Origin of the sequence: Xanthomonas hortorum pv. pelargonii (genome assembly GCF_024499015.1) — a bacterium.
Classification (GTDB): domain Bacteria; phylum Pseudomonadota; class Gammaproteobacteria; order Xanthomonadales; family Xanthomonadaceae; genus Xanthomonas; species Xanthomonas hortorum_B.
This window is the reverse complement of sequence record NZ_CP098604.1, coordinates 3797003-3811937: the sequence shown is the minus strand read 5'-3', so window position 1 is coordinate 3811937 and position 14935 is coordinate 3797003. Positions and strand designations below refer to the sequence as shown.

Sequence of the window (14935 nt, the reverse complement as noted above, 5' to 3'; positions counted from 1 at the left end):
CTTACCGTGATCGCATTGGTGATCGCATTAGCGGTCATCGCGATGGTGCCTAAGCAAGTGTGGATTGCTATCGGCATTACTGTTGTGGTCGCCTTTGGGATTTATCTCTTCGTGAAGTGGCAAGCTCAGCAGAAGCCGCCTGCCCCGATCGTGCGTGAGCCGACGCTCGCCGAACTGACGGGAACAAAGAGAGTTCAAAGCAAACCTCGCGGCTCTACAGCCGCTGCTCCCGCAAGCGCCAATCGGAAGATCCTGTCTTCCATGCTAGAGGCCGCTCAACCACCGATCGCTCCATCGCCCTCGCAGAGCAACCGGGTTGCCAGCGAGCGCGTTGCGGAACCGACTGCAGCGTTGAGCCAATCAGCTCCCCATGCTCCCCAGGCGGCACCTCCACAGAACCCAGCTCGGGTTGCAACCGACCGACCGGGGAACTTGCGGACCGCGATGGCGCACATTGCCGAGCACGGCCCGACGACACCAGTAGCACCACAGACTCCTGCCCCTCCCGGGCAGGCGGAAATGTCTCCGATCATTCTGTCAGGCACACGTGCCGCACTGGAACCGAGCGCCACCGGAAATCCTCAAGATCGTCCCGTCCCTCAGCAGCCCAACGGCAATTTGCTTGAAGCAATGCGCGCTGTGGCTGAGCAACCATCAATCAGTGGGCAAGCGAACTCTGCCATTGATGCCGCATCAGACGCTTCGCGCATCATCGTGCCCACCCCGAGCCGCCCACGCCCAACTGCTTCGCCTAGTCCAAGCGATCTAGGAACAACCAAGACACCAGACGCGCAAACCATCGCCTCGGCACCTACGGAAGCCCCGTCATCGCCGCAGCAACTGAACAGCAATCTTCTCGACGCTATGCGTGCGGTCGTTGCTAGAGCTGCGATGCCTCCACCCGCCCAAACGGCTTCCGACCCCACACTTGAAAGTCAACGCGTGATCGCGCCAACGCCAACTGCTGAAAGAGTTGAGACGATCCCAGCACTGCCACCTGCATTGCCGCCTATTCCTGTTCCGACGAGCGAGACAGAGGTGTCATCCATTCCGCCACCGTTGCCTGCGGCCTCCCGCACGGAGCCGGCGAACGCCACGGACGAACTTCATCGCACCAGCATCGCCGGCAGTGCACCTGCAAAGGAATTCTTGGTGCCCAAGCCTCCTGCGGGCTGGGAGAAGACGCGTTGGGTGCAGCCGGGCGAGATCATCGAAGTTCGTGGAGTAAAAATCTCGGGCGGACTGTTCTACTCTGGGGTCAAGCTCGCAACACCAAGGGGTGGGAATGAACCCAGCTTGGTCAATGGTGTTCTCGCCGTTGCACCAACTGGCAACTACCGCGAGCCGGTCGGCTACCAGGAGAACTACGCTGACCTATCTGCAACCGAGCGCCGCGCCTACATCAATTGGCTCGCTTCTGATCGATCCGATCCCGAATGCAACTACCGATACGTGATGTTGTTCTTGTATGGCATTGAACGCCGGGTCTTGATCGATGGAGCCGATGAGCCAGACTCAAAGCAGGGTTGGCCAGCCATCAAAGCAGCACTGCGGCATCTAGAAGCCGCCTACGGCAAGATCTACACCGTTATCCGATTCCAGATCAACAGCTTGCTGGACTGGATGGAACTCGATGACATTGGGGAAAAGCTTTACACCAAACCGCTCCCCAGCTTTCAGCGCACCCATGAGCTTCCGTTTTATCTACGTCTAGCGTTGGGTCAATGCTCATTGGATCGCGCGCCGATCCCAGCACGTTTAGCTCTTGCCTGGGCACGCCTGAGTCCCGAAATCCCCCTCAGAACTGCCACAACGCGCTGCGCTGAAGAGTTCGATCAGCTCTTCGTTGAGCGCTACCGGGAGCTTTTTGATGCAGGGTTGGTCCTGCCCAAGAACCGCACCAAGCTGAAATTTTCGAGACAAACATTTTCCCCGGCCTTTTATGGCAACAGCTTCAAGCCCAAGACGTTTGGCGAGACACCCGATGTCACCGCGCTCACAGCGCCCATCAAGAAACTCAACGAAATCGTCCAGCAATGCACGGATGAACTCGGCCCGCTTAGTCGCCTTATCAACAAGAACCCCGAGGCTCGGAATACGCTGGATGGCTTGCTACACCTGCCAACCAGCATTTGGCCTGCCCCGCGCAAAGCAGCGCTCCAATTGCTGGTGGACGAGGTTCAAGGTCGTGCGATCACCCTGCCCCTGACTGAGCTTGCCGATCGCTTCGGCAATGGTGGCGCGCCGCTCAACCGAGAAAAGATCCGAGACCTTGCCAGGACGCTTGAAGCGGCTCACATCGGCATGGAGCCCAATGTGCTCGAAGGCGCGCGGGCGCCTGGCGATACTGATCCTGTGGTCCTCTTCGCGTTGCTGCCCGGCCAAACCCATCAAGCCCAAAGCAGCGCGTATCAAATCGCACTGTTGACCTTGCAACTTGCTTCCACCGTTGCACAAGCCGATGGCGATTTCAGTGCACACGAAATCGAACATCTTGGCCGAGAGATTGATGCATGGAGTCACCTCAGTCCCGCCGACCACAACCGCCTTCGTGCGCATCTTTTGTGGCTGAGCCTAGCGCCCATCACTCTGGCCTCGCTCAAGAAAAAGCTTGACCCGTTGGATCAACCCACCAAGGAAACAATCGCAGCCTCAATGGCAAGCCTTGCGCAAAGTGACGGCACCGTCTCGCCAGACGAAATGCGCTTCTTGGAGAAGGTTTACAAGACGCTCGGCGTGGAGACCAAGCGTGTCTTTAGTGATGTCCATGCAGTGAGCTCTGGAAGAAGCGCCACCCAAGCAGAGCCAGCCAAGCAGTTTCGCCTGGACCCCAAACGTATTGCCGAACTCCAACACGATACCGCCAAGGTCTCTGCCCTCTTGGCTGGCATCTTTACCGAGGATGTGCCTGAGCCCATCATCGAGCCCCAAGCACTGCCGCTCCCCAGTCAAGAAGCTGCTTCTACTCCTGGCCTGTTGGGTTTGGATGAAGCGCATAGCGCACTGCTGCGCCTCATGCTCTCCCGACCCAACTGGACGCGTGCCGAACTGGAAGATGGCGCTTCGGATCTGGAGCTGATGCTCGACGGCGCACTTGAACACATCAACGATGCATCGTTTGATGCTTATGACATCCCATTCTCTGAAGGAGACGATCCGGTGGAGATCAACCCAGAGTTCATCGAGAAAATAGAGCAATGAGCAACCCTATTCGTGCCAAGGATCGTGATGCGGTCATCCAGTCATTGCGTGCAGGTGTCGTGCCTCGTGCGGGTCAGCACCTGATCCAGGTTGGGCGCATTCGCGAAGTCGAAACGCTGGTTAGCGACATCGATCGCCTGGCCGATGGCGGCTCCTCGTTCCGACTGGTCGTTGGCGAATACGGTGCTGGCAAGACCTTCTTCCTCAATCTGGTGCGCGCCATTGCCATGGAGCGCAAGCTCGTCGTCGCCAGCGCTGACCTCAATCCCGATCGGCGCTTGCATGCCTCCGGTGGCCAGGCCCGTTCGCTTTACGCAGAGCTGATGCGCAACTTGGCCACGCGCACCAAGCCGGACGGTGGCGCGCTGCCAGGGGTCGTTGAGAAATTCATCGCGACCGCCAAGACCGAAGCCAAAGCAAAGGATGTTCCCACCGAGCAAGTCATCCGCGCCAAGCTTGAACAGCTGACGGAACTCGTTAACGGCTATGACTTCGCTGAGGTCATTGCGGCTTATTGCAAGGGCTTCGAACAAGGCAATGAGCAACTCAAATCCGATGCCATTCGCTGGCTGCGTGGCGAGTTCTCCACCAAGACCGACGCCAAAGCTGCGCTTGGTGTGCGCTCGATTGTCGATGATGCCTCGGTCTACGATCAGCTCAAGCTGATGGGGCGCTTTGTGCGCCTGGCCGGCTTTAGGGAAGGTCTGAACAACGAGGCCTGAGAGTGCGGAATGTCGCATCGTTCCGGAGAGTCGCGTTTGGATTTTAGGATTTTCGCCATTTCTGGCGCTTTCCATGGGAATTCCCCGGGTTACAGGCGCACGCTCCCCATGGCAGGCAGTAACTGCTTTCGCTTCATCCACAGATTGGAGAGCGCAAACAAGGTCAGCACGTGTGCGGTGTTCTTGGCCAGGCCGCGATAGCGGACCTTGGTGTAACCGAACTGGCGCTTGATCACCCGGAACGGATGCTCCACCTTCGCGCGCACGCTGGCCTTGAAGTGTTCCCAACGCTGTTCCCGAGCACGCTCGCGTTTGTTGCCGATGGCTTGCAGCGTCGAGGGCCTGGCGGCAATGAAAAATGCAGCCTTGCAGGTCTGCAGTTCTTCGCGTTTGTCCGCACCGGTGTAGCCGCTGTCGCCGAACACGCTGTCTTCTTTGCCATGCAGTAATGCGTGCGTCACCGTGACGTCGGCGACATTGGCGGCTGTGCAATGGACGTGGTGCACCAGCCCGGAAAATTCATCCACGCCGATGTGCGCCTTCATCCCGAAATACCACTGATTGCCCTTCCTGGTCTGATGCATTTCAGGGTCGCGCGCGTGATCGGCGTTCTTGGTCGAACTGGGTGCAGCGATCAGCGTCGCATCGACGATCGTGCCCGACCGCAGGCTCTGGCCCTTGCGTGCCAGATGCGCGTTGACCGCGTCCAGCATCCGCGCGGCAAGGCCATGGGTCTCCAGCAGGCGCCGAAAGTTCAAAATCGTGGTCTCGTCCGGAACGTTGTCCAAGCCACCGAGCTGGGCAAACCTCCGCAAGATCGGGATCTCGTGCAACGCTTCTTCCATCGCCGGATCGCTCAACGCATACCACTGCTGCAGCAAATGAATCCGCAACATCGTCGCCAGTGCGTATGGCTGTCGACCAGGGCGTCCCGACACCGGATAGTGCGGTGCGATCAGACCGAGCAAGTGCTGCCACGGAACGACCTGCTCCATCTCGGCCAGGAAGATCTCCCGGCGGGTCTGCTTGCGCTTGCCCAGGCCTTCAGCGTCGCCGAACGTCAGTTGCATGGATTACTCCTCAACATGAGGCGGGTAGTGTCGCGTATCTATGGTGCGTTGTTCAGAGCTTCCTTAGCGGCCTTCTGGTTTGCCTGGACGAGCTCGTCAATCTCTATAAGCTTGCTAATGCCCAAGCGCGCAACTCGAACTACGAGCAGATCCTGCGCATGCTCAATGACTCCTTCCAAGGCACGGCAGTGGGTCTTGGCTTCGTGTTGGGTGGCACGCCTGAATTCTTGATGGATCCACGGCGCGGTGTTTACAGCTACCAAGCGCTTCAAAGTCGCTTGGCCCAAAACACCTTTGCCAAGGAAGGGCTGGTCGACTTCTCCGGACCTGTGGTGCGACTTTCGAGCCTCACTGCGGAAGACTTCTACGTGCTCTTGACCAAAATTCGACACGTCTACGCGGGTGGCGATGCAGATAATTATCTGCTGCCTGATGAGGCCGTCTCGCAATTCATGGAGCACTGCGCCAATCGGATTGGTGACAGTTTCTTCCGCACGCCTCGCACCACGATCACGGCGTTTATCAATCTTTTGGCCGTCTTGGAGCAAAACCCTGGCACGGCTTGGCAAACCTTGATCGGCGAGGTTGAAGTCAAGGAAGACCACGGCGGCGACGAAGATCTAACGGTTCAAGCGGATGACAAATTGGCTTCGTTCAAGCTTTAATCCATGAGCCTGTCGAATGCCTTTTCTCTTCTATCGCCGGGCATCCAGCGCTATCTGTGGGCGGAGCAATGGGAAGCCTTGCGGGATGTGCAGGAAATGGCCATCCCACTGATCCTGCCTGCCGATCAAGATGTGATCGTTGCCGCCAGCACCGCCTCGGGCAAGACGGAAGCAGCTTTCCTGCCGGCGTTGACTTATCTTGAACAGCAGACCCCAGCGGGTTTAATTGTTTACATCAGTCCTTTGAAAGCCCTGATCAATGATCAATTCGGTCGATTGGAGCGACTGTGCGAAGACCTCGACATTCCGGTGTGGCCGTGGCATGGCGACATCAGCAGCACAAGCAAACAACGCTTTTTCAAGAAACCACATGGCGTCGTTCTGATCACACCAGAGTCTCTGGAAGCAATGCTGTGCAACCGAGGCACCTCGGTTGCCGGCATCTTCAAGCACCTGGCTTACTTTGTGATCGACGAGCTGCATGCCTTCATCGGCAGCGAGCGCGGCAAACAACTTCAATCCTTGCTACACAGGATCGATACCATCGTTGGTCGTAAAGTGCCTCGCATTGGGCTATCGGCAACATTGGGTGACATGCAGGCTGCGGCGCGCTTTCTGCGTCCAGCGGGCACCGCCGCGATTGTAGACGCCCCTTCCGATGCGTCAGAACTTCTCCTTATCATCAAAGGCTTTGAAGAACCTGTTCCTCAAAAGGGCGAAGCTGATGACAAGAAGGAGAAGCAAGAACTAGCACCATTGGCTGTGGCCGAGCATTTGTTCAAAATCCTTCGCGGTAGCAACAACCTGGTCTTTCCCAACAGCCGCCGTGAGGTCGAGCGCTATACCCACCTGCTCAATGAGCTTTGCGAGAAAGGCGGCGTGTCGCGTGAGTTCTGGCCGCACCATGGCAGTCTTTCCAAAGAAATTCGCTACGACACTGAGGCTGCGCTCAAACAAAAGGATCAGCCAGCAACTGCCGTTTGCACCAACACATTGGAACTCGGCATCGATATCGGCGCGGTCAAGAGCGTTGCCCAGATTGGCACGCCCCCTACCGTTGCCAGTCTTCGTCAACGCATGGGCAGATCCGGAAGACGCAAAGGTGAAGCTGCGATCCTGCGCGGCTATGTGATTGAAGACGCCATCGACTCGCAAGCGGATCTTCGAACACGCCTGAGGCTCGACACCTTCCAGACTTTGGCCGTGGTCATGCTGCTCACCGAAAAATGGTATGAGCCGCCTGTGGTCAAAGGTGCGCATCTTTCCACCTTCATCCAGCAGCTCCTTTCCGCCATTGCGCAGTATGGCGGCCTGACTGCACCTCAGGCATTCCAGTTGCTGTGCGCCCCCAATGCCCCTTTCAATCAAGTGTCTCGTGATGCGTTTGTCGAGCTGCTGCGCCATTTGGGGCAGCAAGACATCTTGATCCAAGATGGATCCGGGCTCTTGTTGCACGGACCTGTCGGCGACCGGATCGTCAACCACTACTCGTTCTATGCAGCGTTCACGGTCGACGAGGAATTCCGGATTGTCGCTGCTGGCAAACCGCTTGGCACCCTGCCCATTTCCCAGATGCTCACGACCGGCCAGCGTATCTTGTTTGGCGGGCGCACCTGGATGGTCGAGCAAATCGACGAAGGCCAGAAGACGATCTACGTGTCTGCCACCAAGAGTGGCGCGCCACCGTTGTTCAGCGGCGGCGGCGGACGCGTGCATACCAAAGTGCGTCAAACCATGCGAGCGATCTATAAGGGAACACTGACGCCGACGTTTGTGGATGCGTGTGCGCAGCGCTTCATCGACGAAGGACGGACCAGCTACCAGCAACACAGCTTGGATGATCAACTCTTTCTGGATAGGGGAAGCGACATCCTGCTTCTCACTTGGCTGGGCGACGCGGCCAACGATGCAATCGCTTGCTTGCTCAATGCCAGGAACTTCAAGGCTCAGGGTAGCCGACTGGGGGTCGAGATCACGCGGGGTCCGAATGCCCTTGAGAACATCGAGACAGCGCTCAAGGCGATTGCCGCTGCACCAACCCCATCCATTGAAGTGCTATTGGCAGGCGCGAAAAATCTGGCCAGCCAAAAATGGGACAGTCTGCTTTCGCCTCACTTGCTTCAAGTGTCCTATGCCAGCTCGAACCTCGATCTCGATGAAGCAATGGATTGGCTACGGAAAACCTTCTTGTCCAGCAATTGACGACTACGAGAACCATGCGCCATATCCAGATTGTCCGATCAAAGCGTCGTATCCCGCGACAAGAAGAGCAAGGCAAGTTGCTATCTAAGCAATCGTGGTCCATCACTCGTTTCGTCGGCAGCCTCGCTGCCATGACAACGCTGGCTGGAATCGTGCTTCACGGATGCGGACATGTCGCCTACACCAGCTATCTCAAAGCCTGGGGCGTTCAAGCCGACCTATTTCCCCAATCGGCCGACTGGAAGGTTGTTCGCGGCTACTACGCCATCGTGCTGCAAGGGCTTGGGATGATCCGATCCTTTCCCTGGATATCCGTGGCAATCGCTCTTTTCGTGGTTTGGTTGGCAGTCTGGATCTACAGACTACCCGACCTACCAGTCAACCAAGGTCTAATTGAGCAATTCGGCCGGCGACATCCAAGGATCATGCTCTTTCTTTCGTCCGGAGGTATAGCCGCTTCAGGAATTTACCTGGCACTGACCCTTTTCTTCGTTGGTTTGTTCGTAGCGATCCCGCCAGGGTTGCTCGGCGAGCATGCTGGCAAAGATGAGGCAATTACAGAAAAGAGCCGACTCCTTGGTCCTGTATCGCGAGGCGATTCAGAACTCTGGGAAAAGGGTAAACGAAAGATCCGAGGCCACATCATTGCCAGCAGCTCTGACCTGATCGCCATCTACGACACTGACCTCCATCAGGTCCGAACCCTATCACGTGGCGATTGGGAAATACGAAGAGTAGGTCTTTAGGAGCAGCGGCGTGAGGAAGCTAGTGACATCCAGGCGTATTTCGACAGCATCTGCTTACCTACTAGCGCTACGAAGTGGTAAATTTTCTGTTCGAAAAGAATCTTGGCAAAGGGTGGTCAACCATCCATCCGTCTGAGGAATCATCTCCCATTGCCTCGCCGCATTGGCACGGAGCCGTCCATGTTCATAAGGAGGTAATGCTTTGAGCCTTTCAGCCAATCAAATTACAGGACGAGCCGCTGAACTCGAGGTTGAGCAGCTCTTCAACAGCTGGGGATGGGTGGTTGGCACGGACCACATTGATGATGGCTACGACCTTCTCGTTATGCCTGATCGCGCTCTTTACAAGGGCGCTCGATTTTCGGTCCAAGTCAAGGGCGAGGCGAAAGTTGGTAAGAAGCGTAGCGTTACAGCACCGGTTGCTAAGAACCGTCTTCGTCACTATGCGGAAGATCCACAGACCGTTGTTATCGTCAGGCGCACCGGTAATGGGGAGCTCTATTGGGTTCACGCGCAGGCGTGGGCCAAAGCCAATCCAGGTCGACTGAGCGGCTCGGGCAATGCGGGTGTGCGGATGGACCTCAATCAAAAACTCAACGAACGCGAGAGCTTCGAACACTTCCTCCAAGCAAGTCTAACGCCAGTTGCACAGCGGCCTCATGCATTAGCTGAACTTGCGGAAGATCGTCGCGTCTACCTTAACTCTCTTGATCCTAGCCTTGAGGTTGACGTTGGGCTCGTCGATGGGCGTGAGTGCTTCACTGTGCGGGCTACTGTAGACAATTCCAAAGCCCGCATTCAATTTGAAGCTGCTGCTGGCGAGGCTAACTTAAAAGCTTTGTCTGACGCCATTAGGCTAGGTAAGCCTGCTGAGATCCAGGTAGAAGATGTACGCTCGATGGGGTCTCTCCTTCTCTCCACTCTCGGCTTAGATTCCCGGTCCGGTGGAACGATATCCATCGAACCAACTCGACGCCGCACAGGATTCATTCGCCTGCATGCGGGTGAACGTCACACTGTATCTTCGCCAACCGTTACGCTTCCCGCTGAACTCTTCATTGGGCAGGAAGGCGCGTCGGTGGTGGCATGTCATCCAGATCGCCTCATGGAGATGTCTGCCGACTTCCATCAACAAGGTGCCATGAGGGGAAAAGTAGATTGGCACATCGATTGGAGTGATGTGAGATTGTCATCGGTTCCCATGCGGGATCTCACCGCGCTTCGCGATTGGGAGTCATGGGCGACGTCAGTGGAGATCAAGCAGTGTGCAAGGATTGAATTTAGTTTCGAAGGTGCGCACCACGTTCTTCCCATTACGCTTGCCACGGCGCCGGAGCTCCAATCACTGATAAATACCGCCCGAACGTTTGGGAGGCTCCACCTTGTGGCCGACGCCGTCCAATCTTCTTTCCAATTGCCGCCTGGCTATGACATCACACCGAGCGAAATGGCAGATATCAACCTTGCTTATGCACTCTTGAAGGGCGAGACGCTACCAGTTGTTATGGGAACACTTGAGTTTGAAGCCAAGGCACCGGTTGAAGCCAAAGATTACGAAATCTTAGTTCAAACGACGCTTCGAATTGAGATTAGCGAACTGCTTCTTGCCGAGCTTCCCGTCAAGATCGAACTTCCCGATTTCAAGGTAGCGACGCTGGATGGATCGCCGATGCACAAGCTCACAAAGGAAGGAAAGCACCTCGGTATTCTTTCGCACGACGACCACACCACCGCTCCACGCTCCACAGACTTAGAGAACAAAATTCGGAAGATGCCATTCTGATGACTTTGAACAGCCGTGAATTTGGTCATACTTTCAACGTGCGATCAACGGAAGAACAGTAAAGGTGACCAAATCTCGTTCTAACCTGCGCTACTTTAAATCTATTATTTATAAATCCCAGCTTGCAACCGACAAGAGGTTATCATGGATCCGATCGCTGCAGCGTCAGGCTTAGCCACCATCGTCTCGCTTGCTTCCGACTTCGTAGCGCAGCGCAAATCTTCTCGCGACGCAGATATCGAAGAGTTCAAATCCTGGCTTGCTACGCAAAGGCATGATGATGTGATTGCCCTGCTCGAATCAAACCAAATGACCGCTTCAAGCACAAAAGCTTTCCTTAGGGAGTCGCATCAAAATTTAATGAAACGGCTGGATGACTTAAATGACCTTCTAATTCACATCAGAGCTAATGGCGCAACCCCTGTTTCACAAGCGCCATCAGCAATTGAAACCATAACACTGGGCGAACTGAACAAATTTACTGGCACACCAAGTGATCAGGAGGCTTTGGCCACGCGCATTGCGCTCCACGCGATTGAACAAAAGGCTGTTCAATTCAAGGTGAACTTGGAAAAAACGGTGGTTAGCGTAGCGGCCAATGATCAACTTCTCCTTGCCCGATACGAACAGTCGCGGATAAAGCTAGCCAAAGAGCTTGAAGAAAGGCTTACGTTTCTCACCTCTCCTCTTGCCCAAGACGCATGGCGTTACTTTTTAAGCACGACTCAAGATTGGAATTTGGCAATCGGAAAATTCATAAAACTTGCAAGCCTTGACCCTAACGATCGCCATTCTGGGAAGAAGATAGATGTGTGGCGAACCGAGGAGCCTGAGGTATTTTCAGGAATTTATCTAAATTCCGAAGAGATTTCTGCGATGCTAAATCACTTGGATTTTTCCTCTATGCGGGATTTAGCTATGGGTTCTCATTGGCGCGCAGCGATCGATCTGCCTAGCGAAATGATCACATGGCACGTAATTCCTGCGATCACCATTGCATTACGCGCAAAAAACATTGACATCCAGAGCGATATGTTGGCTCTTCACGACTGGCACATCGGCGAGGGCTAGTTTGCAAGACATTTTACGCTTGTCTATGAAGCATAGCGGCCCTTTGGGCGCAGCAACCGATGGTGGGTAGTCATCTTAAATTACTAGTTCCCAAGGTGGCGCCCGGGAAGCCAGCAGTGTTGAGCGTATTGCTGTCTAAGGCACAGAACTCAACCACATCAGGATTATAGCTTCGCGGAAGCCAACGAAAAGCCCTACGGAATTTCGAAGTTTTTCAAAACACCCAATCCATCGGCCAGCACCACTCACAGGCGAGCACCGCGAGATGGACGCTTTTCCATTGAATTTGGCGTATTGCTCTGCGCAACTCTCTGGCGCTCGTTGGATTGAAGCTCTCTGTGCTGCTTCGTAGCCTCAACTTTGGCGATCAAATTGTCTAGCTTTTCTTCGATCTCTTCGTCCGAGATCAATTCACGCACGTGATCTAAGTTCACTCGGCGAACCAGAACATCCGCCACTTGATCATGGCCATTTTGGAGTGCAGCAAACAAGCCGGCCTCCGGATAAGCGGTCTTATGGGCGAACTCCAAGAGTGACTTGACCATTCCTGCATCGCCCTTCGTCGCTGCAGCGAACAGTGCTTTCTCGCCAAAGTCGCGTGGCGCATGGCCTGTTCTGACGATCGCCCAAAGCAGACTCCCCACCAACGTTGCATGTCCTTTGGCAGCAGCGACGTTAAGTCCTAATGCGTAGGTGTCCTCGGGATCGGGAAGACCGGCTTCGATCAAGAACTCAACGACCTCGGCATGATTGTTCTCGGCCGCCGCCGCAAAGCCATGCAGCGCACATTGGATCTTCGATGAGAACGGCAACAAATGCTTGACCACATCCAAGTGGCCTTCCCGACAAGCGGCAATCAGCGCCCGGCTGTCCTGGGCCTTGGCGTCTGAGAAAATGACCAACTGAAAGACAACACCTGCGTGGCCATGGAGCGCGGCTTCATACAACGCCTGAGAGTCGCTTTGAAGGGGATTGCATTCTTTGAGCAGGCGTTTGACGCACTCCGTGTGCCCGTGCCTGGCAGCAAGCACCAATGCCTCGTCATCCTCTGCGTCGCAAAACGCCATGAGCTGCTCAACTGCCCGCACCGAACCCGCCTTGACAGCCACATCAAGCGGATAGACCGCAAAAGACTTCGACAATAGCGGCACCAGTTGATCAACCAAGCTTTCTTTGCCGCTCGTGATCGCCACATCAATGGCATAGCGTGCCGCAGCATCGCTATCGCCTTGAGCCTCACAAAGTGACTGCACATACGCCTCGCTTCCTTGCTTCACTGCCTGTCTAATACTCTTTCTAATTGCCTGTTTCATTTCGTCTCCTTCCATTCAATCTAAGGCCATCACGCCTTTCGTCAAGACCGCAGCGTGACAGCATCAGTCGGTTGGACAAACCGAAACGGCACTTACAGATCGTCGATGTCAGGAACTTCGTCCTCGTAGTCGCACGCAATGAGCGTGCCGGTTTCATCTTCGATGCGATGGATCTCGGGTGCGCTGTGCCATTCTTCGAACTCGAAGTCGCTATAAGAGATCGCGTCGATATCACATTTGGAAAGGGCTTCCTCGGGCGAGGTCGCCTCAATCGTTGCCCAGTGGACCAGGTGGGCAGTCGCATTAATCTCGATGGTGTATTTCATCTTGCTCTCCGTGCTTGGCGACCCGCCAAGCTTCGGAACGCAATCTATGCATCACAGCCGCATCGCTACAGGACTAGATCGCCGCGATCGCTGAACAACCATTCATCCGCTCGTCGCAAGGCAGCGGCAAGATCAAGCTATCTCCTAGTGCGCTGGTCGCTTTGGGCGGGCTTGGTGTCTTCGTCTAACTCTTGGCGATCCAGCCACGCCATCTTGGATGCATGGACCGTCATCAGATGAGAGCGGTAGGCATTTCGCCAATGCTTTTTCTCGGCGTTTGACTGCCAAGGCAGCGCCAAGGCTTGATCGATAGTCAGGGCCAAGATCGTTGCGCCTTGCTGGAAAGCTTCTTCGATCACACTCATATCGAGCCCAGTGATGCCCGCATGTGAGATCACGCTCTTGATCTTGCCGGCCGACTCGCGAATCACAATGAACGGAATAACCTTCCCCGTTCGACCGAAGTTGCCCGAGATCGGCTCTTGAATCTGCTCTCGGGCTTTGGTGACTTGGGCATACCACGTCAAGAGTTCTACCTTAGCAATTGAGCGTGGCGTGCTCTTGCTGATCAGAAACGGATTGCCGTGCTCACGCTTGAATTGGTCGAATTGGCGTCTCGGGATGCCGAGGTAGAACTCCGCCATGGCTTGCGTGAAGCGCGTCGTGCTCGCTGAGCGATCGAGTCGTTGCCTCAGGCCATTGAAATCACGGCTGGCGATGATGGCCTTGCGCTCATCATTCGTTGCGATGACTTCAAGTGCTGCACGGAAAAATCCGTCTTCGAAACTTTCCGCCTTGCTGATATTGGTCATCCAAACCGTCCTTCGTTCAAATCTCACTGCAAGCAACTTGCACCGCAAGCTTTGCCACTCACCAGTCTGACGACCCGTGGGCGATGGTGATGGGGCCGCAACAAAGCCTAACCTGTTCGTGGAGGAAGCACAGCGAAAAAGCCATCCGCCGTCGTAGCGACCCAGTGCACGGCGTCTTTGCTACCTATGGTGATCGCGAGTTGCATGTGAGCCATCACGACCAGCGCGTTGCTTTGTTTGACCACAAGTTCAACGAGTTCAAGCGGGAAGCCCGTTCGCAATCGGTGAAGTGCATGTGCGCCCGCGTGGACAAACGAGTTGAGTGCCACCCAAGAGTATTTCTTGAACTCCAAAAACGCCCGCAGTGGCTCGGCTGCCTGCTTCACCGTTTCCAGAGCTTGGAGCATCTTGGATAGCATGGGCAAGCGAGCAGCTAATGATTCACTTGTCGATGTCAGTTCTTCTTGTAAGCAGGCCACCTCATCATCGCTTGCGCAGTAAAAGACCCAGACGGCTCTCACCAGCGCTTCGAACTGCGCGCGGTGGATGATGACCGTCGATGGTCCCGCACCAAACGCAAGAAGGCAGCGGCTCGCAACAGCATGCTCAATCGAAAGCAGGCAAAGTGCGCGACAAACTTGCAGATCACTTTGATCAAACGGCGGAGCCGCTGTGATCGGCGCCAACGCCTCCAACAGCTCATCAGAACCTTCAAAGAGCTTCTCAACCTGCTCAGACATCATGCCTCCCCAAGCATTGGATCAGTTGAATCGCATCCTGGCTCATCAACAATCGCCTCCTTCGATTTTTACCGATGCCGTAAAAATTTTCAGCGGCCTCTCTTTCACTTGGATCTTGCCGTAATGGCGTAAGCGACGAAAGAGCGTGATGACCGAACTCAAGCTTAGCGCCATATCTCTTGCAAGATCAGGCGCACCGGGTGGTCTTCCGCCGACAACCAACGAAAGAAAGGGAGGGCCACGCTCATCCCCGTGCTGCCAGGCTGTTGTGCTGAGGACCGCCG

General features: G+C 55.4%; 10 protein-coding genes and 2 pseudogenes. 7 read left to right on the top strand and 5 right to left on the bottom strand.

From position 1 onward, the window contains the following. Window positions 1-6: 6 nt before the first annotated feature. Both NDY25_RS16450 and NDY25_RS16445 read left to right on the top strand, forming a co-directional pair. Window positions 7-3201 (top strand): tellurite resistance TerB family protein, encoded by a 3195-nt coding sequence (locus NDY25_RS16450; protein ID WP_256627571.1) that lies wholly within the window; start codon window positions 7-9, stop codon window positions 3199-3201. Further along, window positions 3198-3896 (top strand): annotated as a pseudogene (locus tag NDY25_RS16445) (BREX system ATP-binding domain-containing protein); the annotation flags it as partial. The gene NDY25_RS16450 and the pseudogene NDY25_RS16445, both read left to right, overlap by 4 nt. A gap of 116 nt (window positions 3897-4012) precedes the next feature. Here the strand turns inward: NDY25_RS16445 and NDY25_RS16440 are convergent. Then, the gene (locus tag NDY25_RS16440; protein WP_256627481.1) at window positions 4013-4993 is read right to left on the bottom strand and encodes an IS5 family transposase; all 981 of its coding nucleotides are present in this window, start codon (window positions 4991-4993) and stop codon (window positions 4013-4015) included. A 65-nt stretch (window positions 4994-5058) separates the two neighbouring features. On the opposite strand from NDY25_RS16440, the pseudogene NDY25_RS16435 reads away from it, so the two are divergent. The 5 genes and pseudogenes from NDY25_RS16435 to NDY25_RS16415 form a co-directional block, all read left to right on the top strand. Next, window positions 5059-5658, top strand: a pseudogene (locus tag NDY25_RS16435) (BREX system ATP-binding domain-containing protein); the annotation flags it as partial. Window positions 5659-5661: 3 nt separating this feature from the next. After that, the gene (locus tag NDY25_RS16430; RefSeq protein WP_168959864.1) at window positions 5662-7860 is read left to right on the top strand and encodes a DEAD/DEAH box helicase; all 2199 of its coding nucleotides are present in this window, start codon (window positions 5662-5664) and stop codon (window positions 7858-7860) included. Between the two features lie 14 nt (window positions 7861-7874). Continuing rightward, the gene (locus NDY25_RS16425; RefSeq protein ID WP_168959865.1) at window positions 7875-8606 is read left to right on the top strand and encodes a hypothetical protein; all 732 of its coding nucleotides are present in this window, start codon (window positions 7875-7877) and stop codon (window positions 8604-8606) included. 202 nt (window positions 8607-8808) lie between these two features. Then, window positions 8809-10389, top strand: coding sequence for a DUF4365 domain-containing protein (locus NDY25_RS16420; RefSeq protein WP_168959866.1), 1581 nt, complete (start codon window positions 8809-8811; stop codon window positions 10387-10389). Window positions 10390-10533: 144 nt separating this feature from the next. Beyond that, on the top strand, window positions 10534-11460 hold the full coding sequence (locus NDY25_RS16415; RefSeq protein WP_168959867.1) for a hypothetical protein: 927 nt from the start codon (window positions 10534-10536) through the stop codon (window positions 11458-11460). A 245-nt stretch (window positions 11461-11705) separates the two neighbouring features. Here the strand turns inward: NDY25_RS16415 and NDY25_RS16410 are convergent, their stop codons facing one another. The 4 genes from NDY25_RS16410 to NDY25_RS16395 form a co-directional block, all read right to left on the bottom strand. Then, window positions 11706-12773 carry an ankyrin repeat domain-containing protein gene (locus tag NDY25_RS16410; RefSeq protein ID WP_168959868.1) on the bottom strand — a complete coding sequence of 356 codons (1068 nt, stop codon included), beginning with the start codon at window positions 12771-12773 and terminating at the stop codon, window positions 11706-11708. A gap of 92 nt (window positions 12774-12865) precedes the next feature. Further along, complete coding sequence (locus tag NDY25_RS16405; RefSeq protein WP_168959869.1) at window positions 12866-13099, bottom strand: hypothetical protein; 234 nt, start codon at window positions 13097-13099, stop codon at window positions 12866-12868. Window positions 13100-13236: 137 nt separating this feature from the next. Then, a complete protein-coding gene (locus tag NDY25_RS16400; protein ID WP_168959870.1) occupies window positions 13237-13911 on the bottom strand; it encodes a hypothetical protein in 675 nt (224 codons plus the stop codon). Window positions 13912-14018: 107 nt separating this feature from the next. Further along, a complete protein-coding gene (locus NDY25_RS16395) occupies window positions 14019-14654 on the bottom strand; it encodes a DUF6988 family protein (protein WP_343243412.1) in 636 nt (211 codons plus the stop codon). Window positions 14655-14935: the final 281 nt, after the last annotated feature.